The 21,940-nt window shown below is 72.0% G+C and carries 20 protein-coding genes; 9 read left to right on the forward strand and 11 right to left on the reverse strand.

Going from position 1 to position 21,940, the window contains the following annotated elements; genetic code table 11:
- Window positions 1–5: 5 nt before the first annotated feature.
- The 3 genes from AB0C35_RS27600 to tnpA are packed head-to-tail and all read right to left on the reverse strand — an operon-like array spanning window position 6 to window position 2,494.
- The gene (locus AB0C35_RS27600) at window positions 6–800 is read right to left on the reverse strand and encodes an IPT/TIG domain-containing protein (protein ID WP_358461582.1); all 795 of its coding nucleotides are present in this window, start codon (window positions 798–800) and stop codon (window positions 6–8) included.
- Window positions 801–853: 53 nt separating this feature from the next.
- Window positions 854–2,107, reverse strand: a complete 1,254-nt coding sequence (locus tag AB0C35_RS27605) for a transposase (RefSeq protein WP_358461585.1) — start codon at window positions 2,105–2,107, stop codon at window positions 854–856.
- A 12-nt stretch (window positions 2,108–2,119) separates the two neighbouring features.
- Window positions 2,120–2,494: an IS200/IS605 family transposase gene (tnpA, locus tag AB0C35_RS27610; RefSeq protein WP_358461588.1), complete on the reverse strand. Its 375-nt coding sequence runs from the start codon at window positions 2,492–2,494 to the stop codon at window positions 2,120–2,122.
- 124 nt (window positions 2,495–2,618) lie between these two features.
- On the opposite strand from tnpA, the gene AB0C35_RS27615 reads away from it, so the two are divergent.
- The 3 genes from AB0C35_RS27615 (at window position 2,619) to AB0C35_RS27625 (ending at window position 5,744) form a co-directional block, all read left to right on the forward strand.
- Window positions 2,619–4,307, forward strand: coding sequence for an ExeM/NucH family extracellular endonuclease (locus tag AB0C35_RS27615; RefSeq protein WP_358461591.1), 1,689 nt, complete (start codon window positions 2,619–2,621; stop codon window positions 4,305–4,307).
- 102 nt (window positions 4,308–4,409) lie between these two features.
- Complete coding sequence (locus AB0C35_RS27620; RefSeq protein ID WP_358461592.1) at window positions 4,410–4,715, forward strand: hypothetical protein; 306 nt, start codon at window positions 4,410–4,412, stop codon at window positions 4,713–4,715.
- A 39-nt stretch (window positions 4,716–4,754) separates the two neighbouring features.
- Entirely contained in the window at window positions 4,755–5,744 is a 990-nt protein-coding gene (locus tag AB0C35_RS27625; RefSeq protein ID WP_358461595.1) for an LLM class flavin-dependent oxidoreductase, read from the forward strand.
- 127 nt (window positions 5,745–5,871) lie between these two features.
- Here AB0C35_RS27625 and gabT read toward each other — a convergent pair whose 3' ends face one another.
- The gene (gene gabT, locus AB0C35_RS27630; protein ID WP_358461598.1) at window positions 5,872–7,224 is read right to left on the reverse strand and encodes a 4-aminobutyrate--2-oxoglutarate transaminase; all 1,353 of its coding nucleotides are present in this window, start codon (window positions 7,222–7,224) and stop codon (window positions 5,872–5,874) included.
- A 112-nt stretch (window positions 7,225–7,336) separates the two neighbouring features.
- Here gabT and AB0C35_RS27635 point away from each other — a divergent pair, with 112 nt between their 5' ends.
- Together AB0C35_RS27635 and AB0C35_RS27640 are read left to right on the forward strand one after the other, a co-directional pair.
- Window positions 7,337–8,794: a PucR family transcriptional regulator gene (locus tag AB0C35_RS27635; protein WP_358461601.1), complete on the forward strand. Its 1,458-nt coding sequence runs from the start codon at window positions 7,337–7,339 to the stop codon at window positions 8,792–8,794.
- A 13-nt stretch (window positions 8,795–8,807) separates the two neighbouring features.
- The gene (locus tag AB0C35_RS27640) at window positions 8,808–10,235 is read left to right on the forward strand and encodes an aldehyde dehydrogenase family protein (protein WP_358461604.1); all 1,428 of its coding nucleotides are present in this window, start codon (window positions 8,808–8,810) and stop codon (window positions 10,233–10,235) included.
- Window positions 10,236–10,274: 39 nt separating this feature from the next.
- Here the strand turns inward: AB0C35_RS27640 and AB0C35_RS27645 are convergent, their stop codons facing one another.
- A complete protein-coding gene (locus tag AB0C35_RS27645; RefSeq protein WP_358461607.1) occupies window positions 10,275–11,318 on the reverse strand; it encodes an alpha/beta hydrolase in 1,044 nt (347 codons plus the stop codon).
- A 210-nt stretch (window positions 11,319–11,528) separates the two neighbouring features.
- Here AB0C35_RS27645 and AB0C35_RS27650 point away from each other — a divergent pair, with 210 nt between their 5' ends.
- Window positions 11,529–12,452 carry a hypothetical protein gene (locus tag AB0C35_RS27650; protein WP_358461610.1) on the forward strand — a complete coding sequence of 308 codons (924 nt, stop codon included), beginning with the start codon at window positions 11,529–11,531 and terminating at the stop codon, window positions 12,450–12,452.
- Here AB0C35_RS27650 and AB0C35_RS27655 read toward each other — a convergent pair.
- The 3 genes from AB0C35_RS27655 to AB0C35_RS27665 all read right to left on the reverse strand — a co-directional run bounded on the left by AB0C35_RS27655 (window position 12,449) and on the right by AB0C35_RS27665 (window position 14,842).
- Window positions 12,449–13,063 (reverse strand): hypothetical protein, encoded by a 615-nt coding sequence (locus AB0C35_RS27655; protein ID WP_358461613.1) that lies wholly within the window; start codon window positions 13,061–13,063, stop codon window positions 12,449–12,451. The two genes, AB0C35_RS27650 and AB0C35_RS27655, sit on opposite strands and share 4 nt — an antisense overlap.
- Before the next feature lie 135 nt (window positions 13,064–13,198).
- A complete protein-coding gene (locus tag AB0C35_RS27660; RefSeq protein ID WP_358461616.1) occupies window positions 13,199–13,999 on the reverse strand; it encodes an SAM-dependent methyltransferase in 801 nt (266 codons plus the stop codon).
- A 159-nt stretch (window positions 14,000–14,158) separates the two neighbouring features.
- On the reverse strand, window positions 14,159–14,842 hold the full coding sequence (locus AB0C35_RS27665) for an ElyC/SanA/YdcF family protein (protein WP_358461618.1): 684 nt from the start codon (window positions 14,840–14,842) through the stop codon (window positions 14,159–14,161).
- Between the two features lie 196 nt (window positions 14,843–15,038).
- Here AB0C35_RS27665 and AB0C35_RS27670 point away from each other — a divergent pair, with 196 nt between their 5' ends.
- Window positions 15,039–15,296: a hypothetical protein gene (locus AB0C35_RS27670; protein ID WP_358461621.1), complete on the forward strand. Its 258-nt coding sequence runs from the start codon at window positions 15,039–15,041 to the stop codon at window positions 15,294–15,296.
- On the opposite strand, the gene AB0C35_RS27675 is transcribed toward AB0C35_RS27670, so the two are convergent.
- Both AB0C35_RS27675 and AB0C35_RS27680 read right to left on the reverse strand, forming a co-directional pair.
- A complete protein-coding gene (locus tag AB0C35_RS27675; RefSeq protein WP_358461624.1) occupies window positions 15,293–15,916 on the reverse strand; it encodes a class I SAM-dependent methyltransferase in 624 nt (207 codons plus the stop codon). The two genes, AB0C35_RS27670 and AB0C35_RS27675, sit on opposite strands and share 4 nt — an antisense overlap.
- Window positions 15,913–17,388 carry a carboxyl transferase domain-containing protein gene (locus AB0C35_RS27680; RefSeq protein ID WP_358461627.1) on the reverse strand — a complete coding sequence of 492 codons (1,476 nt, stop codon included), beginning with the start codon at window positions 17,386–17,388 and terminating at the stop codon, window positions 15,913–15,915. The genes AB0C35_RS27675 and AB0C35_RS27680 overlap by 4 nt, the downstream gene beginning before the upstream one ends.
- Window positions 17,389–17,470: 82 nt before the next feature.
- Between AB0C35_RS27680 and AB0C35_RS27685 the strand changes: the two genes are divergently transcribed.
- Window positions 17,471–18,886, forward strand: a complete 1,416-nt coding sequence (locus AB0C35_RS27685; RefSeq protein ID WP_358461630.1) for an amidase — start codon at window positions 17,471–17,473, stop codon at window positions 18,884–18,886.
- A 54-nt stretch (window positions 18,887–18,940) separates the two neighbouring features.
- Here the strand turns inward: AB0C35_RS27685 and AB0C35_RS27690 are convergent, their stop codons facing one another.
- A complete protein-coding gene (locus tag AB0C35_RS27690) occupies window positions 18,941–20,287 on the reverse strand; it encodes an ATP-binding protein (RefSeq protein WP_358461633.1) in 1,347 nt (448 codons plus the stop codon).
- A gap of 422 nt (window positions 20,288–20,709) precedes the next feature.
- Between AB0C35_RS27690 and AB0C35_RS27695 the strand changes: the two genes are divergently transcribed.
- A complete protein-coding gene (locus tag AB0C35_RS27695; RefSeq protein ID WP_358461636.1) occupies window positions 20,710–21,930 on the forward strand; it encodes a serine/threonine-protein kinase in 1,221 nt (406 codons plus the stop codon).
- The last annotated feature ends 10 nt before the right edge of the window (window positions 21,931–21,940 follow it).

Here is a 21,940-nt window from a genome sequence, read left to right on the forward strand (position 1 = left end):
GCGGGTCATTCGACCGTGAAGGGCTCCGGGCCGGTGACGGACCCGGCCGGGGTGATCACCACCGGCGGGCCCGTGGTGGCGCCCGGCGGGACGGCCGTGCGGATGAGCGTGTCGGCCGCGTCGGAGATGCGCGACTCGGCGGCGCCGAAGCGGACGGCCGCCGCGGAGCCGAGGCCGGTGCCGTGAATGGCGACGGTGGTGCCGACCGGGCCGCTCGCGGGCTCGATCGCGGTGATCCGGGGTTCGAGGACCTGGTCGCGGCCGGGCGGCGCGTAGGCGAGCAGGGTGGAGAACACGCTGCGGAGCTTCTCGGACGTCTCACGGGAGAACAGCCCGACGAGCGCCGCGATGGCAGTGATGCCGTACGGGTTGATGTCGGACGCGCCGCCCGCCGGAGAGGTCAGGCCGCCGCGCAGCACCAGGTAGACGATCAGCGCGAGCAGCGCCCCGACGACCGGCAGCAGCAGGTACATCACCAGCCAGCTCCGGCGCAGCGCGCGGTTGCCGACGTACCAGTAGAACGACCGCAGGACGTGCACGACCGAGCCGATCGCGCCGGCCGCCATGACGATCACGAAAAGGCTCGTCTCGCGGGACAGCGTGGGCGACCATCCGAGCAGCTCGACGGTCGTGGTCCGCGCGGGGATCTCGGTCCGGCCGTCGGGGGCGACTGTCGGGGCGGGCGGCCACACCTGGACGAGGACGATCACCAGCACGGCGGTGAGGACGAGGAGGACGACTGCGGCGGCGACGATGTCGCGGGTGCGGGCGTACCGGGATCCGACCGGCGACTCGGTCACGGCTCTCCTTATGTGCGGTGCCTTCTGCGGAGACTTTGAGTTCCTCCCCACGGCTAAATCCGGGGGATTCCAACCAGCGGGAACGGTGGTTGGACCGGTACTGCCTCGCGGGGTCCCGGTGGTTCCTGCTTCACCGACCGGGTAACCCCGAAGTCTCCACAGGCTGAGACGGCCGCTCCGGCCGCCTTGAGGATGTTGCGTGCCGCGTTGACGTCGGCGTCTTGGCGGTGTCCACAAGCCGCGGCTTTGCACACGAAGGACGCTTGGCTTTCGCGGTTGCCTTCGGTGACCAAGCCGCAAGCGGAGCACCGCTGCGACGTGAACGCGGGATTGACCTTGAACACCTCGGTACCGGTGTACCGGGCCGCGCTGGTGAGAGCGAGTTCCAGGCGGTGCCATCCCTTGTCGAGGATGGCCCGGTTCAGTCCCCGCTTCTGCGCGACCTGCTCACCCGGCTCCGCCGGGGTGCCGGAGGCGGAGGCCGTCATGTTCCTGGTCTTGAGGTCTTCGAGGACGACCACGGCGTTGCGGGCGGTGAGCCAGTTGGCCAGGCAGGCGCAGAAGTCGATGCGGCGGTCGGTGACCCGGCCCATGATCTGGTTCATGCGGGCGCGAACTCTGGCGCGGTTGCGGCTTCCCTTCCTGGTGCGGGAGAGCTGCTGCTGCAACCGCCGATACCGCGCGGCTTCCCCGGCGGTGACGAAGGCCCGGTCGTGAAAGTCGCCGCTGCTGGTGGTCGCCGCGACCTTGACGCCTCGGTCGATGCCGACCGCGGTGCCCGGCATGGTGTGCTTTTGGGGAGTTGCGGCCTGGTCGTCGACAAGGAAGGAGATGTGCCACTGGGAGCCCTTGCGGCTCATGGTCGCCGACTTGATCTCGCCGCCGAGGGGCCGGGACCAGCGGAACCGGACCCATCCGATCTTCGGCAGCTTCGCACGCCCCCACTTGCGGCCTAGACGCTCCACGCGGATCTTGCCGCCCTCGGGAAAACGGAAGCTCGGGGCCCAGCGGGACTTGGAGCGCCAGCGCACCCTCCACGTCCCGTGCGTGCGGCATGCCTTGTCGAGGTCCATGAGAGTCTGCTGGAGGCAGTGACCTGGAACGTCGGTGAGCCAGGTGTGTTCCTTCTTGGCTTCGGCCAGTTCCTTGGCCTGCGGCACGTAGTTCATCCACGCTCCGCGCCGCCGGTACTCCCGCCGCTGGTGGAGGCCGGTGTTCCATACCGAGCGGCAAGCGCCGCCGATGGATTCGGCGTACTCGGCCTGCTCGACATCCAGGTAGGCCCGGTACTTGCGGCCAGTCAGCATGGATTCCCCCTTTCAGCGGTTCTTCTGGTCCTCGACGTACATCTTCACCACGTCCGTCGGAGCCCCACCAACCGTTGCGACGAAGTAGGAGTTCGTCCACAGCGTCGGCAGGCGCGACTCCAGCGCCGGGTACTCCTGGCAGAGAACTCGGGACGAGCGGCCCTTGATGGCCTTCACCAAGCGGTGAATGCCGAACTGGGGATCCACTTCCACCAGCAGGTGCACCTGGTCGGGCATGACCTCCAGTTCCACGAGCCATGCCCCCTTCTCCTCGATCACCTCACCGATGACCTGCTTCAGCCTCTCCACTATCGGCCCTCCAAGGACGCGGCGCCGGTACTTCGGGCAAAGCCGGGGTCCACGCCCTAGAAGTTCGATCGAGGGCAAGCCGAACGGTGTTTCGTCATGGCCCGGTCAAGGGACATTCTCGATTCCGACACACCATTGCAAATTGGTGGAGTCTTCATTAACGGTTCGCAGGTCGAGGAAGGAGCGGCCTTACTCTCCGGCCATGCGCCGAACAGCAGCAGCACTCGCGACCGTCCTGACCGCCGGGCTCGCCGGCGGCGTCCAGACGGCCGCCGCGGCGGAGCCGGCCACCTGCGGCACCCCCGCCGACCACCAGATCGCCGAGGTCCAGGGCAGCGGCGACACCAGCCCCGTCAGCGGGCGGACCGTCCGGGTCGAGGGCGTCGTCACCGCCGACTTCCAGCGGCCCGACCAGCTCAGGGGCTTCTTCGTCCAGGACCCCACCCCGGACGCGGACCCGCGGACCTCCGACGGGATCTTCGTCTACTCGACGGCGGAGGTCGCGGCGGGCGACCGCGTCCTCGTGACCGGCAAGGCCGTCGAGTACAACGGGCTCACCGAACTGTCGCCGGTGTCGGCCGTGGACGTGTGCGGGAAGGGCCGCGTCGCCCCGTCCCGCGTCAGGCTCCCGCTCCCGGACGGAGCGGAACCGGAGCACTACGAGGGGATGCTGCTGCGGTTCGGCCAGCGGCTCACCGCGACCGAGACCTACACGCTCGGACGGTACGGCGAGGTGACCGTGTCGGCCGGCGGCCGGCTCTTCCAGCCGACCGACGGGCACGGCTCCACCCAGGCGGACAACGACGCGCGGAGACTCCTCGTCGATGACGGCTCGAACGTCCAGAACCCGGACACGATCCCGTACACCGACCCGCGCGTCCTGCGGATCGGCGACTCGGCGTACGGGCTGACCGGCGTCCTCGGCTACGGGTTCGGCGAGTACCGCCTCCAGCCGACGACGCGGGCGCATTTCGCCGACACCAACCGGCGGCCGAAGAGGCCCCGGCACGTCGGCGGCAACGTGCGCGTCGCCGCCTTCAACGCGCTCAACTGGTTCACGACGCTGAAGGAGCGCGGCGCGGACACGGCGGAGGAGCAGGAGCGGCAGCTCACCAAGCTGGTCGCCGCGCTCAGGGGCCTGGACGCCGACGCCGTCGGGCTCATGGAGGTCGAGAACAACGGCGACACCGCCGTGAAGGCCCTGGTCGACCGGCTCAACCAGGCCGTGGGCGCCGGGACGTACACGTGGGTGAAGCATCCCCATCCGGGGACGGACGCGATCCAGGTCGCGCTCATCTACAAGCCGGCGAAGGTCACGCCGGTCGGCGCGCCGCGGTCGTCGGGGGACCCGGTCTTCGACCGCCCGCCGCTGGTCCAGACGTTCCGGCCCGCCTCGGGCAGGACGCCGTTCACGATGATAGTGAACCACTTCAAGTCGAAGGGCTGCAGCGGCGCCGAGGGCCCCGACGAGGACCAGGGCGACGGCCAGGGCTGCTACAACGCCCGCCGCGTCGCCCAGGCCGAGGCGATCGGCGAGATCGCGGACGGGTCGCCGAACCCGCTCGTCATCGGCGACCTCAACGCCTACGCGGCCGAAGACCCGATCGACGTACTGGCCGCCGGCGGGCTCGTCAGCCAGACCAAGCGGTTCGTCCGCCCGGACCGGCGGTACAGCTACGTGTTCGGCGGGCAGTCGGGCGAACTCGACCACGTCCTCGCGGGGAAGTCCCTGGCGCGGCTTGTGACCGGCGCGACGATCTGGCACGTCAACAGCGACGAGCCGGTGTTCCTGGACTACAACACCGAGTTCAACCCGCCCGAGTTCTACCGGCCGGACGCGTTCCGCTCGTCCGACCACGACCCCATCCTGCTGGGGTTGCGGCTGCGCTGATCCGGATTGGGCCGGTCGTCTGAAAAGGGGCGGCCGGCCCCTCGCACGCGACGATCACGAAGCGTATGATCCAGGTCACACTTCTAGTGATCGGTGCGCTCCATGACCGAAGCAGTCTCCGCCGCCTCCGTCCCCGCCGCCGCTCCCCGTCCCGCGTTCGGCATCGGGCCGGACGGGACCTACACCCGACCCGGGCAGGTCGCCGCGTTCGTCCTCGGCGTCCTCACGATGTTCGCGTTCCTGCCGCTCATGGTGGTGGCCGCCCTCCTGTACACCAAGGCCGAAACCGTGTACCCCGAAGATCCCGCGCGGGCCCGCACGCTGGTGAACTGGTCGTGGATCAGCATCACCGCACCCGTCGCGATCGCCGTCGTCGCCGTCCCCGTCGTCATGGCCCTGGCGGGCTGAGAGGGAAGAGGACGGACGCCCGGCGGGTTAGGGCACGTTATGAGCGTGCCCTTCTCCGTCCTCGACCTCGCGCCCGTCGTCAGCGGCTCCACGTCGGGCCAGGCGCTGCGCAACACCCTCGACCTGGCCCGGCACACCGAGCGGCTCGGCTTCCACCGGTACTGGCTGGCCGAGCACCACGCGATGCCCGGGATCGCCAGCTCCGCGACCGCCGTGCTGATCGGGCAGGTCGCGGCGGCGACGTCGGCGATGCGGGTCGGCTCCGGCGGCGTCATGCTGCCCAACCACGCGCCGATGGTGGTCGCCGAGCAGTTCGGGACGCTGGAGGCGCTGTACCCGGGGCGCATCGACCTCGGCCTCGGCCGCGCCCCCGGCACCGACCAGGCGACCGCGCGGGCGCTGCGGCGTTCCCCGGACGCCCTGTCGGTGGACGACTTCCCCGAGCAGGTCATCGAGCTGCGCTCCTACTTCGGCGCGGACAGCGCGGTGACGCCCGCCGCCGGGAACGAGCCGCCGGTCTGGCTGCTCGGCTCCAGCGGCTACAGCGCCCGCCTCGCCGGGCTGCTGGGGCTGCCGTTCGCGTTCGCGCACCACTTCAGCGCCGCGAACACCGTGCCCGCGCTGAAGCTGTACCGCGACTCGTTCCGTCCCGGCGCGCTGGACGAGCCGTACTCCATGATCGGCGTCTCGGTCACCGCCGCCGAGTCCGACGAGCGGGCCCGCGAGCTGGCGCGGCCGCAGGCGCTGGGGTTCCTGCGGCTGCGGCAGGGCCGTCCGGGGCCGCTGCCGACCCCGGAGGAGACCGCGTCGTACCCGTACACGCCGCTGGACCGCCAGATGATCGACTCGCGGCTGGCGGACCAGGTGGTGGGCGGCCCGGAGACCGTCCGGAAGGAGATGGACGCGCTGATCGAGCGGACGGCCGCGGACGAGGTCATGGTCGTCACGCAGGTCTTCGACCACGGTGACCGGCTGCGCTCCTACGACATCCTCGCCGACCTGTACGGCGCGTCGCTCGAACCGCGCTGAGGCGGGACCTGGCATCGCCCGCGTCCAGGGCCGCTGACCCACTGGCAGCGCCGGGGACGATGTCGACGGGCCGGCCTCCCCGGCGGGAGGCCGGCCCGTCCCGGTGGCGGGCGGCCCGGCCCGGCCGTCAACCCGCGAAAGCCTCGTCCAGGATGTCGAGCCCCTCGGTCAGGAGGGCCTCGGAGATGACGAGCGGCGGCAGGAAACGCAGCACGTTCCCGTACGTCCCGGTGGTCAGGACGAGCAGGCCCCGCTCGTGGCAGCGGCGCGCGACCTGCGCGGTCGTGTCGGGGTCGGGGTCCTTGGTGCCCGGCCGCACCAGCTCCACCGCGATCATCGCTCCGCGTCCGCGCACGTCCCCGATCGCCGGGTGCCGTTCCGCGAGCGCCCGCAGCCGCGGCAGCATGATCTCGCCGATGCGGCGGGCACGCCGGGTGAGCTTGCCGTCCTCGATCTCCTCAAGGACGGCGAGCGCCGCCTCGCAGGCGAGCGGGTTGCCGCCGTAGGTGCCGCCGAGGCCGCCGCCGTGCACCTTGTCCATGATGTCGGCGCGTCCGGTGACGGCGGCGAGCGGCAGCCCCCCGGCGATGCCCTTCGCGGTGGCGACGAGGTCGGGGACGATCCCCTCGTGCTCGCAGGCGAACAGGTCGCCCGTCCGGGCGAAGCCCGTCTGCACCTCGTCGGCGATGAACAGGATGCCGTTGGCGCGGCAGAACTCGGCGATCGCGGGCAGGAACCCCGGCGCGGGCTCGATGAAGCCGCCCTCGCCCTGGATCGGCTCGATCAGCACCGCCGCGACGTTCGTCGCGCCGATCTGCTTGGTGATCTGGTCGATGGCCTGCGCGGCGGCCTCCGGCCCGCAGTTGTCCGGGCCGGTCGGCCAGCGGTACGGGTAGGCGAGCGGCGCCCGGTACACCTCGGGCGCGTACGGCCCGAACCCGTGCTTGTACGGCATGTTCTTCGCGGTCAGCGTCATCGTCAGCAGCGTCCGGCCGTGGTAGCCGTGGTCGAACACCACGACCGCCTGCCGCCCGGTCGCGTACCGGGCGATCTTGACCGCGTTCTCCACCGCCTCGGCGCCGCTGTTGACCAGGAACGACCGCTTCTCGTGGTCGCCGGGCGTGATCCGGTTGAGGTTCTCGCACACCTCGACGTACGACTCGTACGGCGCGACCATGAAGCAGGTGTGGGTGAACCGGTCGGCCTGGGCCTTCACCCGCGCGGCGACCCGCGGGTTGGCGTTGCCGACGCTGGTGACCGCGATGCCCGAGCCGAAGTCGATCAGCGAGTTGCCGTCCGCGTCGACGACCACGCCGCCGTCCGCGTCGGTCACGTACACCGGCAGCACGCTGCCGACGCCCGGCGGCACCGCCGCGACGCGGCGCTTCTGCAACTCCTGTGAGCGCGGGCCGGGAATCTCGGTCACGACACGGCGTTCCTGCGGCAGGCGGCTCGAACCGCCGAAATCATCGCTGGTCATGGCCTGAACATAAGCCGGGCGCCACCTACGATGAACCGTACGGGACGGCGAAATGCGCCCCGCGAGATGGACACTTTGCACAAGGATTGCGATGCCGCCCACTCTGGCCTCCGTGGCCGCGCTCCCCCAGCTCGGCCTGCGGTCGCTCACCGGCCCGCTCCCGGACACGGCCGTCCTGTGGGTCGCGGTCAGCGAGCTCGAGGACCCGACCCCGTTCCTGGAGGGCGGCGAGCTCGTCCTCACCACCGGCATGCGGCTTTCGCCGGCGAGCGCCACCGGTTATGTGTCCCGGCTGGTCGGACGGGGTGTCGCCGGGCTCGGGTTCGCGGTCGGCGTCATCCACGAGACCGTCCCGGACGAGCTGCTCGCGGCGGCCCGCGACCAGGGGCTCGTCCTGCTGGAGGTGCCGCGCCCCACCCCGTTCATCGCCGTCGGCAAGGCGGTGTCGCGGATGCTGGCCGCCGAATGGTACGAGGACGTGACCCGCGCGTTCCAGGCCCAGCGGGAACTGACCCGCGCCGCGCTGACCGGGCCGGGCGCGCTGGTCACCCGGCTGGCCCGGCTGCTCGGCGGCTGGGCGCTGCTGCTCGACCCGTCCGGGACCGTCCAGCACGCCGAACCCGCCACCGCCGCCGGACGCGCCGAGGCGCTGTCGCCCGAACTGGCCCGGCTCCGCCGGCCCCCGAGGGCGCGGAGCGCGGAGGCGCCGTCCGCGAGCATGGCGCTGTCGCTGCCGGGCGAGCACATCGTCGTGCAGCGGATCGGGCTGGGCGGGCGGCCGCGCGGGTTCCTCGCCGTCGGAACCGAGACGCCGCTCCCCCACGTCGCGCACACGATCGTCGGCGCGGCCGTCGCGCTGCTGACCCTGCAGTCGGAGACGCCGCGCACCGGCCGCGACCTGCGGGCCTCGCTCGCGGCGCTGCTGCTCGGCCGTCCCGGCGACGGCCCGGCGGTGCCGCGCGGACCGGTGCGCGTGCTGGCCTGCGCGGGCGGCGCGCCCGTCCTGGACGTCCTGGAGTCCGATCCCGCCGGGGGCCGCTGCCTGGCGCTTCCGCTGGACGGGTACATCGCCGTGATCGTCCCCGACGAGGTGAGCGCGACGATCGAGTCGCTGCTCGCGGGCACCGGCCCGATCGGCGTCAGCGACCCGGCCTCCGGCAAGCTGGCGGGCGCGTTGCGGCAGGCCGGTGAGGCCCTGGCGGTGGCCGTGCGGTCGGGGCAGGACGTCCTGCACCACTCCGCACTCCCCGGCCAGGGCGTCCTCGGGCTGCTCGACCCGGAACCGGCGCACGCCTTCGCCGGCGCACTCCTGGCGCCGCTGCGGGAGGAGGATCTGCTGGAGACGGTCCGCGCCTATGTGGCGGCCAACGGGCAGGGCGAGGCGGCCGCGCGGGCGCTCGGCGTCCACCGGCACACGCTTCGGTCACGGATGCGCAAGGCCGCCGAGGTTCTGGGACGCGACCCCGACGACCCGGCGGTCCGCGCCGAACTGTGGATCGCGCTCGCCATCACGTCCAGTCGAGACGATGGGATTGGACAGCATGGCGACTCGCATTCGGCCGCGCCGTAGGTAGCGTGAACGCATGAACGTGACCCCATTCTGGCTGGCCGGCCGGCCCGAGACCGGTGACGGCGAACTGACCGTTACGCATCCCTACGACGGCCGCGTGGTCGGGACGGCGGCCGTGCCGACACCGGCGCAGGTGGAGGAGGCGATCGCCGCCGCCGACGCCGTGCGCAGGGACGCCGCCGCGCTGCCGCTGCACGTGCGGGCCGAGGCCCTCGCGCACGTGTCCGCGCGGATCGCCGAACGCGCCGAGGAGATCGCCCGCCTGATCACCGGCGAGAACGGCAAGCCGCTGCTGTGGGCGCGCGGCGAGGTGACCCGCGCGATCTCCACGTTCCGGTTCGCCGCCGAGGAGGCCCGCCGCTTCAGCGCCACCACCCAGCGGCTCGACACCGACCCCGCCGCCGAAGGCCGGATGGCCTACATCACCCGCGTCCCGAAGGGCCCGGTGCTCGGCATCTCGCCGTTCAACTTCCCGCTGAACCTCGCCGCCCACAAGATCGCCCCGGCGATCGCGGCGGGCGCCCCGATCGTCCTCAAGCCCGCCCCGGCGACGCCGCTGTCGGCGCTGCTGCTGGGCGAGCTGCTCGCCGAGACCGACCTGCCCGCCGGGATGTTCTCGATCCTGCCGGTGCCGAACGACCGGGCGCCCGCGCTCGTGGACGACCCGCGGCTCCCGATCGTGTCGTTCACCGGGTCGGTCCCCGTCGGCTGGGCGATCAACGACCAGGCGCCCCGCAAGCACGTCACCCTCGAACTCGGCGGCAACGGCGCGGCCGTCGTCCTCCCCGACGCCGACCTCGACTGGGCCGCCAAGCGCATCGGGCTGTTCTCCAACTACCAGGCCGGGCAGAGCTGCATCGCCGTCCAGCGCGTCTACGTCGACCGCTCCGTGTACGACGAGTTCGTGCCGAAGCTCGTCGACACCGTCGCCTCCCTCGTCACCGGCGACCCGTGGGACGACAAGACCCAGGTCGGCCCGCTCGTCAGCCAGGACGCCGCCGAACGCGTCGAGACCTGGGTGGACGAGGCCGTCTCGGCGGGCGCGAAGGTCCTGACGGGCGGCACCCGCGAGGGGGCCGCCTACGCCCCGACCGTCCTCGCCGGCGTCCCCGCCGACACCAAGATCTCCCGCGAGGAGGTCTTCGGCCCCGTCATGTTCGTCCAGCCGGTGGACGGCGTCGACGAGGCGTTCGACCTGGTCAACGACTCCAAGTTCGGCCTCCAGGCGGGCGTCTTCACCCGCAGCCTCGACATCGCGTTCCGCGCCCACCGCGAACTCGACGTCGGCGGCGTCGTGATCGGCGACGTCCCGTCCTACCGCGCCGACCAGATGCCCTACGGCGGCGTGAAGGACTCCGGCGTCGGCCGCGAGGGCCTCCAGTCGGCGATGGCCGACTACACCGAGGAAAAGGTCATGATCTTCACGGGCCTTCCCCTCTGACGTCCGCCGCGGCCCGGCCTCACGGGGGGCCGGGCCGTGTCAGGGCTTGGCGTGGAGGGCCAGGCCGGTGCGCAGGGCGCCCGCCGCCTCCGACATCGCCTCCTGGAACCGCCCGCCCAGCGACCACATGTTCGCGAACCCGTGGATGAGGTCCTCCTGCCGCCGCAGAGCGACCCGCACCCCGGCCTCCTCCAGCCGCTTCGCGAACTCCTCCCCCTCGTCCCGCAGCGGGTCGAACCCGGCGGTCACGAGGTAGGTCGGCGGGAACCCGGCCAGATCATCGGCCAGCAGCGGCGACGCGGCCGGCTCCGTCCGGCGGTCCGGCGGGCAGTAGTGGTCGCTGAACCACGTCATGTCGGCGTCGGTGAGGTAGAACCCGTCCGCGAACAGATCCCGCGAACGCCTCCGGGCCGACATGTCGGTCGCCGGGTAGAACAGCAGCGCGAAGTCCGGCTTGCGCTCCGCGAGAAGCCCCACGACCGCCGCGAGGTTGCCGCCCGCGCTGTCGCCGCCGACCGCGATGGCCCCGGCGTCGGCGCCCAGCTCCGCGGCGTTCTTCACCGCGTACTCGTAGGCAGTCACGGCGTCGTCCGCCGCCGCCGGATACCGGTGCTCGGGGGCGAGGCGGTACCCCACCGACAGCACCCGGACCTCGGCGTGCACGGCGAGATACCGGCACACCGTGTCATGCGTCTCGATGTCGCCGATGACCCATCCGCCGCCGTGGTAGAAGACGAGCAGCGGCGACCCCTCCGCGAGACCCTTGGGGGTGTAGAGCCGCGCCGCGACGGCGTCCGGGATCGTCACCTCGCGGGTCTTCACCGGACGCGCGGGCACCCGGCCCATGAGCACCTTCGCGCGCGCGAGCCCGTCGCGGGACTCCTCGACGGTGCTCGACGTCAGGTTCCTGCCCTCCAGCCGCGACATCAGCAGCAGCAGTTGCGCGTCCAGCGCCAGCTCCTGCCCGTCCCGCCGTACCGGCGCTCCCACGATCAGCCGCTTGACCGGCGCCGGCAACGCGAACACGCCACGGAGCACCGCGCCCGCCGCCGCGGGGGGAACCATCTCGGTCAACTGCGCCATGCGATCCTCCAAGCCCAGGGGGTTGCGCCAACCGTACTCTCCGGTAGGCCCCGTGGCTCGCCCCGCTCGCCCGAAATCACCCACGTGACCGCACCGTCGGGGGACCGTGCCGTCCGAAGCCCGGAACCCCTTGCCGGTAAAGGCTTCTGGCGTTGATCCGCCTTGACTAGGATCGTCGCGGCCAGTGGCGGAGGGTTACGGGAGCGGCGAATGCAGCGTGCCTGGAAGATGCTGACGAGCTATATCGATGTCGCCGTCGCGTTCGTCCTCGCGGTCGTCATCCTCGGGCTGGACATCGCCGGGCTCACGTCCAGCAAGGTCGTGCAGAGCGCCACCATGGCGACCCTCGCCGTCGTCTCCATCGTCCTCCTGCGCGACCGCGCCCGCGGCGACAACCAGACCCTCGAAGTGCAGCGCTCCGTCGACGCCCTCCAAAGGCAGATCGACGTGCGCGTCATCAGCGGAACCGAATGCAACCGGATCCTGACCGACGCCCGCCGCGACACCGACCGCTGGGTCTTCCGAGGCGCGACCGGCGCGTACATCCGCGCGGTGACGCTCCCCGAATGCGTGTCGGCGGCAAGGCCGAGGCGGCGCCGCCTGGACTTCCGCCTGGAAATCCTCGACCCCATGAACCCGGATCTGTGCCACCAGTTCGTGAGCCTCCACCAGCGCCTGGCGACCGGCCCCGACAGCCCCGAGCAGTCATGGACGGTCGACCAGACCCGGCGCGAACTCTTCGCGACGATCCTGGCCGCCTGCTGGCACCAGCAACGCTACGAAATGCTCGCCATCGACGTCCGGCTGTCCTCCGCCTACTCGCTCCTGCGCTACGAAATGTCGACGAGCTGCCTCATCTTCACCCAGCGCGGCCCGGAATTCCCGGCGCTGGTCATCAACAGCGGAACACCCACATACCTCGTCTGGGAGTCGGAGTTGCACGTCAGCTTCCAGCAGGCCAAGCGTCTCCCGCTCCAGTCCGTCAAGCAACTTCCCCTGAGCGACGTCCCACCCCCGGACGAGGTCCGCCGCGTCTTTCAGGCCCTGGGCCTGGAACTGCCCGCCGACTACACCGACGACGACCTGACCGACATCCGCAAACTGGCCCTGGAGTCCGCCGACCCCTACGCCTAGCCCCGCGTGCGGCGCCGGTAGTAGGCGACGGTGACGGCGGCGAGCAGCGGCCCCCACAGCACCAGCGGCACGTAGGAGACGACGCCGAGCACGCCCTTCCAGTCGTTGAAGTTAATGGGGAAGTCGTCCGACAGCGGGCGTCCCTGAAGGGTCTCCTGAAAGACCAGGCAGTTCACGATGGAGACCGTCCACAACACGGTCAGAATCGCGGCGCCCAACGCAGCGGGGATCACGGCGGCCAGGGTCGGTACACGGCGTCCGCGCAGGCCCGGTATCCATTGGGGGAACACTTCGCCCCAGCGGGCGATCAATCCGATCGCGGTGAAGGCCACCAATTCCGAAAGGACCGACAGCAGCACCACGTACACCTCAAGGGGCACCCACCCCGGGAGGTCGCCGTTCACGTCCCCCTGCCTCATGCCGTCGTCCACGATCGGCAGATGGAAGGTGAAGGCCGCGATCCGCCACAGCCCGGCGGGCAGCACGGTGAACGGAACGGCCAGCGCCGCGATCCGCGCCCACCGCGGAACACCGGCGACAGGTTCGTGTGCGGCGGCCCACACGGCGCGCAGCCGCCCGGCCGGAACCGCCGACGTACTCAGAACGGTCATCGCTGCCTCTCTCGGAAATGGTCTGACGACCCCAAGATCACAGCTATGACCGGCCATCCGGATCACCCGCCGGCGCCATTCCCCTCCCCCGCTCGGGGGAACGGTGCCGCACCGGCATCCGTCCGGCAGTTCGGATCAGGGCTTGCGGGCTACAGCGGCATAACCGGCGACCTCGTCCGGAAGTCCCCAGGGCGTGTGCTCAGGACGCCACCGGGACATCGACACCACACCGGGCTCAAGCAGTTCCAGGCCGTCGAAGAAGCGGACGATGCCGTCACGGGCGCGCGGGACCATCGGATTGGCCGACTTCTCGTTCCAGTCCTCCTGGGCCTCGGCCTGCGCCGTCGCACCCTCATCGAAGTCCAGCGTCGCATGGGTGATCGCCAGATGGCTCCCGGACGGGACGGCGTCCATCAGGCGCCCGAGCAGACTTCGCGCCTCGCCGTCATCGTGCACGAAATGCATGATGCCCAGCAGCATGATCGCCACCGGACGGCCGAAGTCGAGGGTCGCGGCGGCCTGCTCCAGGATGCCGTCGGGCTCCCGCAAGTCGGCATGGATGTAATCGCACGCTCCTTCCGGACTACCGCGAAGCAGCGCCCGCGCGTGCGTGAGAACCAGCGGATCATTGTCGACATAGACGATGCGCGAGTCGGGCGCGACGCGCTGGGCGACCTCGTGCGTGTTGTCCATGGTCGGCAGCCCGGTGCCGATGTCGAGGAACTGCCGGATGCCGGCCTCCCCCGCCAGATACCGGACGGACCTGCCGAGGAACGCGCGGTCGGCCAAGGCGATGTCGGCGATCTGCGGGAACATCGCCCGGAACTGCTCGGCGGCCCGCTGGTCGACCTCGTAGTTGTCCTTGCCGCCCAGCAGGTAGTTCCACACCCGAGCCGAGTGCGGCACCGTGGTGTCGATCTCAGGATTCCCGGCCACGACGACGCCTCCCAAACCAGCGGATTTCCCACCAACCTAACGCCCGGCCGACCCCCAGATGATCGATTCGCAGTCCCCCGTCCCCACCTGGCCGCCCCCGGCCGGACACACCCGGATCCGTCCCGCCCGGCAGGCGACCGGCCGGCAGGTGGGATGCGATCAGCCTGGGGAGGTCAGGGCTTCGCGGATACTGGTCTCCTGCCGGCCCAGCACGGCAGGGTCGGGGCGGAATATCACGTCCGTCATCGCTTTGAGCATGGCGATGGGCTCGCGCGCGTAGCCGACGGTCGTCGCGTGCTTGATCCAGACGTTGCTGCCGACGCCGTGGGTGTCGATCCCGGCAGCGCGGCAGAGAACGATCGCCCGGGGCAGGTGGAAGCTCTGGGTCACCACCGTCACCCGGTTCACACCGAATATTCGCTTGGCCCGGGTGCAGGAGTCCCACGTGTCGCGGCCGGCGTAGTCACGCACGATGCGGCGCGCGGGTACACCGTGGCGGAGGAGGTAGTCGCGCATCACGGTCGGTTCGTCGTATTTCTTGGTGCGGTTGTCCCCGGACACCAGGAGCACCTTCACCTTGCCCGAGCGGTAGAGCTCGGCGGCCACGTCCAAGCGCTGGGACAGGGAGAGCGACGGCGACCCGTCCGGCCTGACACCCGCCCCCATCACCAGCGCCACCGGCGCGGCGGGGACGTCTTGTACGGACGCGCGGTAACGCGCCGAGTCCAGGTACGCCCAGCTGATCGGCGCCAGCGCCACGACCACGAGCAGGACTCCGGCCACCAGCAGCCGCACGACCCAGCGCCGCTGTACACGCGACAGAACCCGCCGAACCCTCTTCACCTGTTTCGTGATCACAATTCCTGGGACGCACGTCCGCCGCAGACGGTTCGCAGTCCTGGCGCACCGGGCGGGCCTGGATCCGCCGGACGAAGGCATGTGACTTAGGCGACTTTAAGGGGTTACCTCGATGCACTGAGTGGTCGATCCATGACATGCTGTGACCAAGATTGGTCCTCGAAACAGGAAAGCGATCGACATGGCGGACAGTACCGCAGCTCGCGATCCCCAAGATCCGACGGGCGAAGAGGCCACGCGGGGATGCATCGCCCACAAGGTCGCGGCATGGGGGCTCGCCGCGCTCGTCGCGCTCCTGGGCGCCGGGGCGGTCGTGTCGTTCATCCCGCGGGGCCGGCGGCGCCGGGGGACGCGCCGGCTCCGTCGTCCGCGCCCCTGGCATCGCACGGCGCCGCCCGCCGGCGAGGAGAACGGTCTGCCGGGCGTCGGCCGGGCCTAGGCGGGTTTACGGAGCAGGAGGCTGCCCGCCGGGAAACGCTCCCTGGCCGTCGGTTCCCGGACGAGGCGGGCCGCTTCGTTCAGGCCGGCGTCGCGGAGCAGGGCGGAGAGCCGGTCGGGCGGCCAGCGGTAGGCGAGGGTCACCTTGTGGTCGAAGGGCTGCGGCGCGTCGCCGTCACAGACCTGGAAGGCGATCAGGAGGTGCCCGCCCGGGGCCAGGACGCGGTGGAACTCGGCGAACGCCTCCGGCAGCTCACCGGGATCCATGTGGATCGTCGAATAGCCGGAGAGGATGCCGCCCAGGCCGGCGTCCGGCAGGTCGAGGGCCGTCATGGTGCCCTCGTCGAAGCGGAGGTCCGGGTGGTCCGCACGGGCCCGGGCGACCATCTCCGGGGACAGGTCGACGCCGAAGGCGGGGACTCCGAGGGACGCCAGGAACGCCGTCACGTGGCCGGGTCCGCAGCCGAGGTCGGCGACCGGGCCGCCGGCGCCCCGGACCAGCTCCGCGAACGCGGTGATGAACGCGCGGTCCAGGGGCAGTTCGTCCAGGATGTCGCGGAAGAGGTCGGCGTAGAGGGCGGCGACGGCGTCGTAGGCCGCTCGGGTGACGGGGTCGGTCATGTGGGCGGACGATAGCGCTCCTGGCGGGCGGCGGGTCCGCCGGGTACCAGGCCGGAGAGTCCGCGTTCCACGGCGGCCGCGGCACGGCGGCAGAACGGTTCGGGCTCGTCCGCCGCGTCCGGGTGCTCGGGGACGAGTTCGTCCACCAGGCCGTCGCGCAGCAGGTCCGCCGAGCGGACGCCCTGGGCCGCCGCCATCTCGTCCGCCCTCGCCACGGTCCGGTGGACGATCAGCGACGCGCCCTCGGGCGGGAGCGGGGACAGCCAGGCGTGGGCGGCGGCGAGTACGCGGTCGGCGGGCAGCAGCGCCAGCGCCGCGCCGCCCGTGCCCTCGCCCAGCAGCAGGCAGAGCGTCGGCGCGGGGAGAGTGATCAGGTCGGCCAGGCAGCGGGCGATCTCGCCGGCGAGCCCGCCCTCCTCCGCGTCGGCGGACAGCACGGCGCCGGGCGTGTCGACCACGGTGACCAGCGGCAACGCCAGTTCGGCGGCCAGGCTCATCCCGCGCCGGGCGACGCGGAGGCCGGCCGGGCCGAGGGGGTGGCCGGTGCGCTGGCTGCTCCGGTCCTGGCCCACGACGACGCAGGGGGCCGCGCCGAAGCGGGCCAGGGCGAGCAGCAGGCCCGGGTCGGCCTCTCCCTGGCCGGTGCCCGACAGAGGGGTCACGTCGGTCGCGCCGTACCGGAGTAGTTCGCGGACGCCTGGACGGTCAGGGCGTCGGGACCGTTCGATCGACTCCCATGCCGTCGCCTCTGGGGGGACGCTTACGGGAGCCTGGGGCGAGGCAGACGCGGGAGGGCTTCCGCACAGGACGTTCAGCGCGCGGGACGCCACCTCGCCCAGGTCGTCGATGTCCATCACGGCGTCCAGGAGTCCCTTGGCCGCGAGGTTCTCGGCGACCTGCACGCCGCTGGGGAACGGCTCCCCGTACAGCCCCTCGTACACGCGCGGCCCCAGGAAACCGATCAGCGCGCCGGGTTCGGCGGCCGTCATATGGCCGAGCGACCCCCACGAGGCGAACACCCCGCCCGTCGTGGGGTGCCGCAGATAGACGAGGTAGGGCAGCCCGGCGGCACGGTGTGCCATCACGGCGGCGGTGATGCGGGCCATCTGGACGAACGCGGCCGTCCCCTCCTGCATGCGGGTGCCGCCGGACGACGGAGCGGCGAGCAGCGGGAGCCCCTCGGCGGTGGCGCGTTCGACGGCGGCGACGATCCGGTCGGCCGTGGCGAGGCCGATGGAGCCGGCGAGGAAGCGGAACTCGGAGACGACGAACGCGACGCGGCGGCCGCGCAGCCGCCCCTCCCCGGTGACGACGGCCTCGTCGCATCCGCTGCGTTCGCGGGCGGCGGCGAGTTCCCCGCCGTAGGGGGACGCGGGGTCGGGCAGGCCGGCGGGAGGGGTGTCCCAGCACGTCCAGCCGTCCTCGTCCAGCACGCGGCGCAGCAGTTCGCGCGCACCGACTCGTTCAGTCACGCGCCCATCATGACCGCAGGGGCAGGTCAGCCGGTGCGTGGGGGGTGGACACTGGTGGGACCCCGGCAGAAGGGAACACACGTTGTCCGACGAGATCCACTTCATGTCCGCCCGCGGCCTCGCCCGGCGGATCCGCGCCCGCGAGCTGTCGGCGCGTGAGGTCGTCCAGGCGCATCTCGACCAGATCGAACGGACGAACCCGCAGGTCAACGCCATTGTCACGCTGGTCGCGGAGGACGCGATGCGGCAGGCGCGGGAGGCCGACGAGCGGCTGGCGTCCGGGGCCCGGCCGGGGCCGCTGCACGGCCTGCCCGTCGCGCACAAGGACACCCACGCCACGCGGGGCATCCGCACCACGTCCGGGTCGCCGATCTTCGCCGATCATGTCCCGGACGCCGACGAGCTGGTCATCGAGCGGATGCGGGCGGCGGGGGTGATCACGCTCGGCAAGACGAACGTGCCGGAGTTCGCCGCCGGGTCGCACACGTTCAACCCGGTGTTCGGCCTCACCCGCAACCCCTACGACCCGTCCCGGTCGGCGGGCGGCAGCAGCGGCGGGGCGGCGGCCGCGCTGGCGTGCGGGATGCATCCGCTCGCGGACGGCAGCGACATGGGCGGGTCGCTGCGCAACCCCGCGTCGTTCTGCAACGTCGTCGGGTTCCGCCCGTCCCCGGGCCGGGTGCCGTCGTGGCCGGTGCCGGTTGGCTGGTGGACGCTGGGCGTGCAGGGCCCGATGGCCCGCGAGGTGGCGGACGTGGCGCTGCTGCTGTCGGTCCTCGCCGGGCCCGACCCGCGCAGCCCGATCGCCCTGGAGACGCCCGGTTCGGTGTTCGCCGGACCCCTCGACCGGGACGTCTCCGGGCTGCGCGTCGCCTGGTCCCCCGACCTCGGCGGAACGGTGCCCGTCGACCCGGCCGTCACCGGCGTCCTCGAACCCGCCGTCAAGGTGTTCGAGGAGCTCGGCTGCGCGGTGGAGGAGGCGTGCCCCGATCTGTCCGGCGCCGACGAGGTCTTCCGGACGCTGCGCGCATGGCACTGGGACGTCACGCTCCGCCAGCTCCTCGACGAGCGCCGCGCCGACTTCAAGCCCTCCCTCGCGCAGAACATCGATGCCGGACGCTCGCTGACCGGCGCCGACCTCGGGCGGGCCGAGGTCCTGCACACGGCGCTGTTCCACCGGGTCCGGGAATTCTTCGGGCGGTACGACGTGCTGCTCCTGCCGGTCAGCCAGGTGCCGCCGTTCGACGCCGGAATCGAGTACCCGGACGAGGTCGCCGGGGAGCCGATGCCCGACTACCTGGAGTGGATGCGGTCGTGCTTCCTCGTCTCGGCGACCGGCTGCCCCGCGCTGTCGGTGCCCGCCGGGTTCACCGGGGACGGGCTGCCGGTCGGGCTGCAGATCGTCGGCCCGCATCACGCCGACCTCGCCGTCCTCCAGGCCGGGCACGCGTTCGAGCAGGCGACCCGGCACGCGGCACGCCGCCCGCCCACTCCGTGACCACTGCTCGTCCCGGGGCCGCGGCTCGTCCCGGGGCGGCGGCTCGTCCCGTGGCTACGGCTCTGCGCGGGGGATGCGCAGGACGAGGCGCGCGCCCTTGTCGCTGTCCGCGGCGATGAGCGTCCCGCCGTGCGCGCGGGCGATGTCACGGGAGATCGTCAGGCCGAGGCCGGTGCCGCCGAGGTCGCGTTCGCGGCCCTCGGCGAGCCGGTGGAAACGCCAGAAGACGCGTTCGCGGTCCTCGGGCGGGATCCCGGCGCCGTCGTCGCGGACCTCCAGGACGGCGTCCCGGCCGGCCGAGGTCGCGGTCACCCAGATCCGTGACGCGGCGTGCCGCTCGGCGTTGTCGAGCAGGTTCGTCAGCAGCCTGACGATCTGGTGGGGCGTGACCCGCACCATGATCTCGTCGTCCACGACGAGCTCGACGGGGACGCGCCGGTCACGCCGTGTCACCTCCGCGCGGACCAGTTCGCCGAGGTCGATCAGCTCCCGCGTGACGTGCACGCCCGCGCCGAGCTTGGCCAGGATCAGCAGGTCGCCCACGATGGCCTGCAGCCGGTCGGCGTCGGCGAGCGCCGCCCGCGCGACCGCCGGCCAGTCCTCGTCCTCGGGATGCTCCAGCGCCACCTCGAGCTGGGCCCGCAACCCGGTCAGCGGGCTGCGCAGCTCGTGCGAGACGTCCGCGACGAAGGCGCGCTGGCGGGTGAGGACCTCCTCCAGCCTGCCCAGCGTCACGTTCACCGACTCGGCCAGCTCGGACACCTCGTCGACCGGGCCGGGGACGGTCACCCGGCGGTCCAGGGCGCGGCCCGTGATGTCGGCGAGTTCGTCGCTCATCTTCCGCACCGGCCGCAGCGCCCGCCGCACCGACAGCGACACGATCCACCCGGCCGTGGTGGTGCCGAGGAGCACCACCCCTGCGAGGAGGCCCATGAACAGGCCCTTGTAGCGGATGAACACGGTGATGGGCGCGCCGGCGTGCACGATCCGCCGGCCGTCCGGGGTCTGTATCCGTTCCGTGACGAGGTAGACCGGACCTCTTCCCGGGATGTCGACGGTGCGGAAGACGGGTTCGCCCACCACACGCGGCGCCGGCGCCTCCAGCGGAACGTGCCCACGCAGTGACTCACTGGACGCCAGGAGGCCGCCCTCCTCGGTCACCACCTGGAGCAGGCTGAAGTCGGTGTTCTGGACGGGCACCCTGCCCCGCGGATCGTCTGTGCGGACGAGCGTGGCGAGGTCCGCGACGGCGTCGCTGCCCCGGTCGTGCAGTCCCTCATACACCGTGGCCCGGACGGTCTGGTAGAAGAGGACGACGCCACCCACGAGCAGGAGGGCGACGATCAGGGTCGCGGCGGCGGTCACACGGGTCCGCACCGACCAGCACGACGGTGACGTCAAGTCCCCGATGTTCCGCACCCCGGCGCCCTCCCCCCTTTCCGCTCGCATGCGGCGGCAGACGCCGCGTCGCGTCCCAGCGCCTGGGGGGTGAACGCAGAACTGGTTGTTACCAGACCATTGCCCTGCGAAACATCACTACATACCGGACAGATGCCCGCGCGGCGACGCCTCCCACCCCTGGGGTGCCGGCCACGCGGGCATCTCCTCCGGTGCGGCCTGCCGCCCGCCACCCGCGCGCCGAGGAGGATCCGTCGGGGGCCGGGCCTGCTGCCGAACCGCTCCCACTCTGCACGACTCCGGTGCACGGGACGCTACATCCGCGTGACGATCACGTTTCCGCACTTCCTGGAGGAACGCGCCATAATCCGCCGCTGATCGGGGATAGGCGGACAGGAGAGAAACAAGGGAGCCGGGGACACCCCATGGACGGAGACATCAGGCCACTGGAACCCGCCGACCCCCGCGAGGTCGGCGGGCACACACTGCTGGGCCGCCTCGGCTCGGGCGGCATGGGGATGGTCTACCTCGGCGCCGATCCCGACTCCGGCGGCCGGGTCGCGGTGAAGACCATCCATCCGCACCTGGCGGGCGACCCGTCCTACCGGCGGCGGTTCAAGGACGAGGCGTACCTCGCGAGCCGCGTCGCCTCGTTCTGCACCGCGCGGGTACTCGCGCACGGCGAGGAGGACGGCCGTCCCTACCTCGTCACCGAGTACGTGGGCGGCATCTCGCTGCACAACCGGCTCGTCGGCGACGGGCCGCTGACGGCCGCCGACCTGCACGGCGTCGCCGTCGGCGTCGCCTCGGCGCTCGCGGCGATCCACGCGGCGGGGCTCGTGCACCGCGACCTCAAACCCGCCAACGTGATGCTCACCCTGTCCGGGTGCCGCGTCATCGACTTCGGCATCGCACGCAGCCAGGACTCGTGCGGCGCGACCGCCGCCACGGGCCAGGTCCTCGGCACCCCCGGGTGGATGGCGCCGGAGGTGCTCATCGGCGGTCCCGCGACGCCCGCGGCCGACGTCTTCGCCTGGGGCTGCCTCATCGCCCACGCGGGGACGGGCCGGATGCCGATCGGCGGCGATCCCGCGACCCTGCGCACCGCCGCCGACGAACCCGACCTGTCGGGGCTGCCTGAGTCGCTGGTCCCGGCCGTCCGGTCCGCGCTGGCGAAGAACCCCGCCGAACGTCCGACCGCGTCCGACCTGCTGCTCACGCTCGTCGAGCAGCAGGAGCCGCATGCCGGTGACCGGATCGGCCCGCGCCCGGCCGCCGCGCCTTCATCGGCCGCCGCGCCTCGTGCGGCCCGGCGGAACGGCCAGGAGGCGACCGACACCAAAGCGTTCACACCGATCGGTGTGGCGGGCGCCAGGTCGTCCATGCGGACGCGGTTGCTGGCGGGCGCCGGCGCCGCCGCGGGCACCATCATGATCGGCGCCATCATCGCCGGGCTGACGCAGGGCAAGGGCGACCCGCAGCCATCGCCCACGACACCGGCCCCGTCGACACCGACGGCCTCCCCCACCGCGACGAAGCGGGCGGGCGTCATCAAACCCGCACCGCCCAGGCAGCCGGCGAAGTCGCACAAACCGAAGCACAAGGCGAAACACGGCAAGCAGAAAGGCCGGCACAAACGCCTTTAGACCCCGCGCG

Source organism: Spirillospora sp. NPDC048819, assembly GCF_040650055.1.
Lineage (GTDB): Bacteria > Actinomycetota > Actinomycetes > Streptosporangiales > Streptosporangiaceae > Spirillospora.

Excerpts from the sequence above, each read along its gene's own strand:
- AB0C35_RS27670 (WP_358461621.1), top strand. The coding sequence starts at position 15,039 with ATGGCGGACAGTACCGCAGCTCGCGATCCCCAAGATCCGACGGGCGAA.
- AB0C35_RS27650 (WP_358461610.1), top strand. The coding sequence starts at position 11,529 with ATGCAGCGTGCCTGGAAGATGCTGACGAGCTATATCGATGTCGCCGTC.
- AB0C35_RS27620 (WP_358461592.1), top strand. The coding sequence starts at position 4,410 with ATGACCGAAGCAGTCTCCGCCGCCTCCGTCCCCGCCGCCGCTCCCCGT.
- AB0C35_RS27655 (WP_358461613.1), bottom strand. The coding sequence starts at position 13,063 with ATGACCGTTCTGAGTACGTCGGCGGTTCCGGCCGGGCGGCTGCGCGCC.
- gabT (WP_358461598.1), bottom strand. The coding sequence starts at position 7,224 with ATGACCAGCGATGATTTCGGCGGTTCGAGCCGCCTGCCGCAGGAACGC.
- AB0C35_RS27675 (WP_358461624.1), bottom strand. The coding sequence starts at position 15,916 with ATGACCGACCCCGTCACCCGAGCGGCCTACGACGCCGTCGCCGCCCTC.
- AB0C35_RS27625 (WP_358461595.1), top strand. The coding sequence starts at position 4,755 with ATGAGCGTGCCCTTCTCCGTCCTCGACCTCGCGCCCGTCGTCAGCGGC.
- AB0C35_RS27640 (WP_358461604.1), top strand. The coding sequence starts at position 8,808 with ATGAACGTGACCCCATTCTGGCTGGCCGGCCGGCCCGAGACCGGTGAC.
- AB0C35_RS27615 (WP_358461591.1), top strand. The coding sequence starts at position 2,619 with ATGCGCCGAACAGCAGCAGCACTCGCGACCGTCCTGACCGCCGGGCTC.
- AB0C35_RS27645 (WP_358461607.1), bottom strand. The coding sequence starts at position 11,318 with ATGGCGCAGTTGACCGAGATGGTTCCCCCCGCGGCGGCGGGCGCGGTG.
- AB0C35_RS27695 (WP_358461636.1), top strand. The coding sequence starts at position 20,710 with ATGGACGGAGACATCAGGCCACTGGAACCCGCCGACCCCCGCGAGGTC.
- AB0C35_RS27605 (WP_358461585.1), bottom strand. The coding sequence starts at position 2,107 with ATGCTGACTGGCCGCAAGTACCGGGCCTACCTGGATGTCGAGCAGGCC.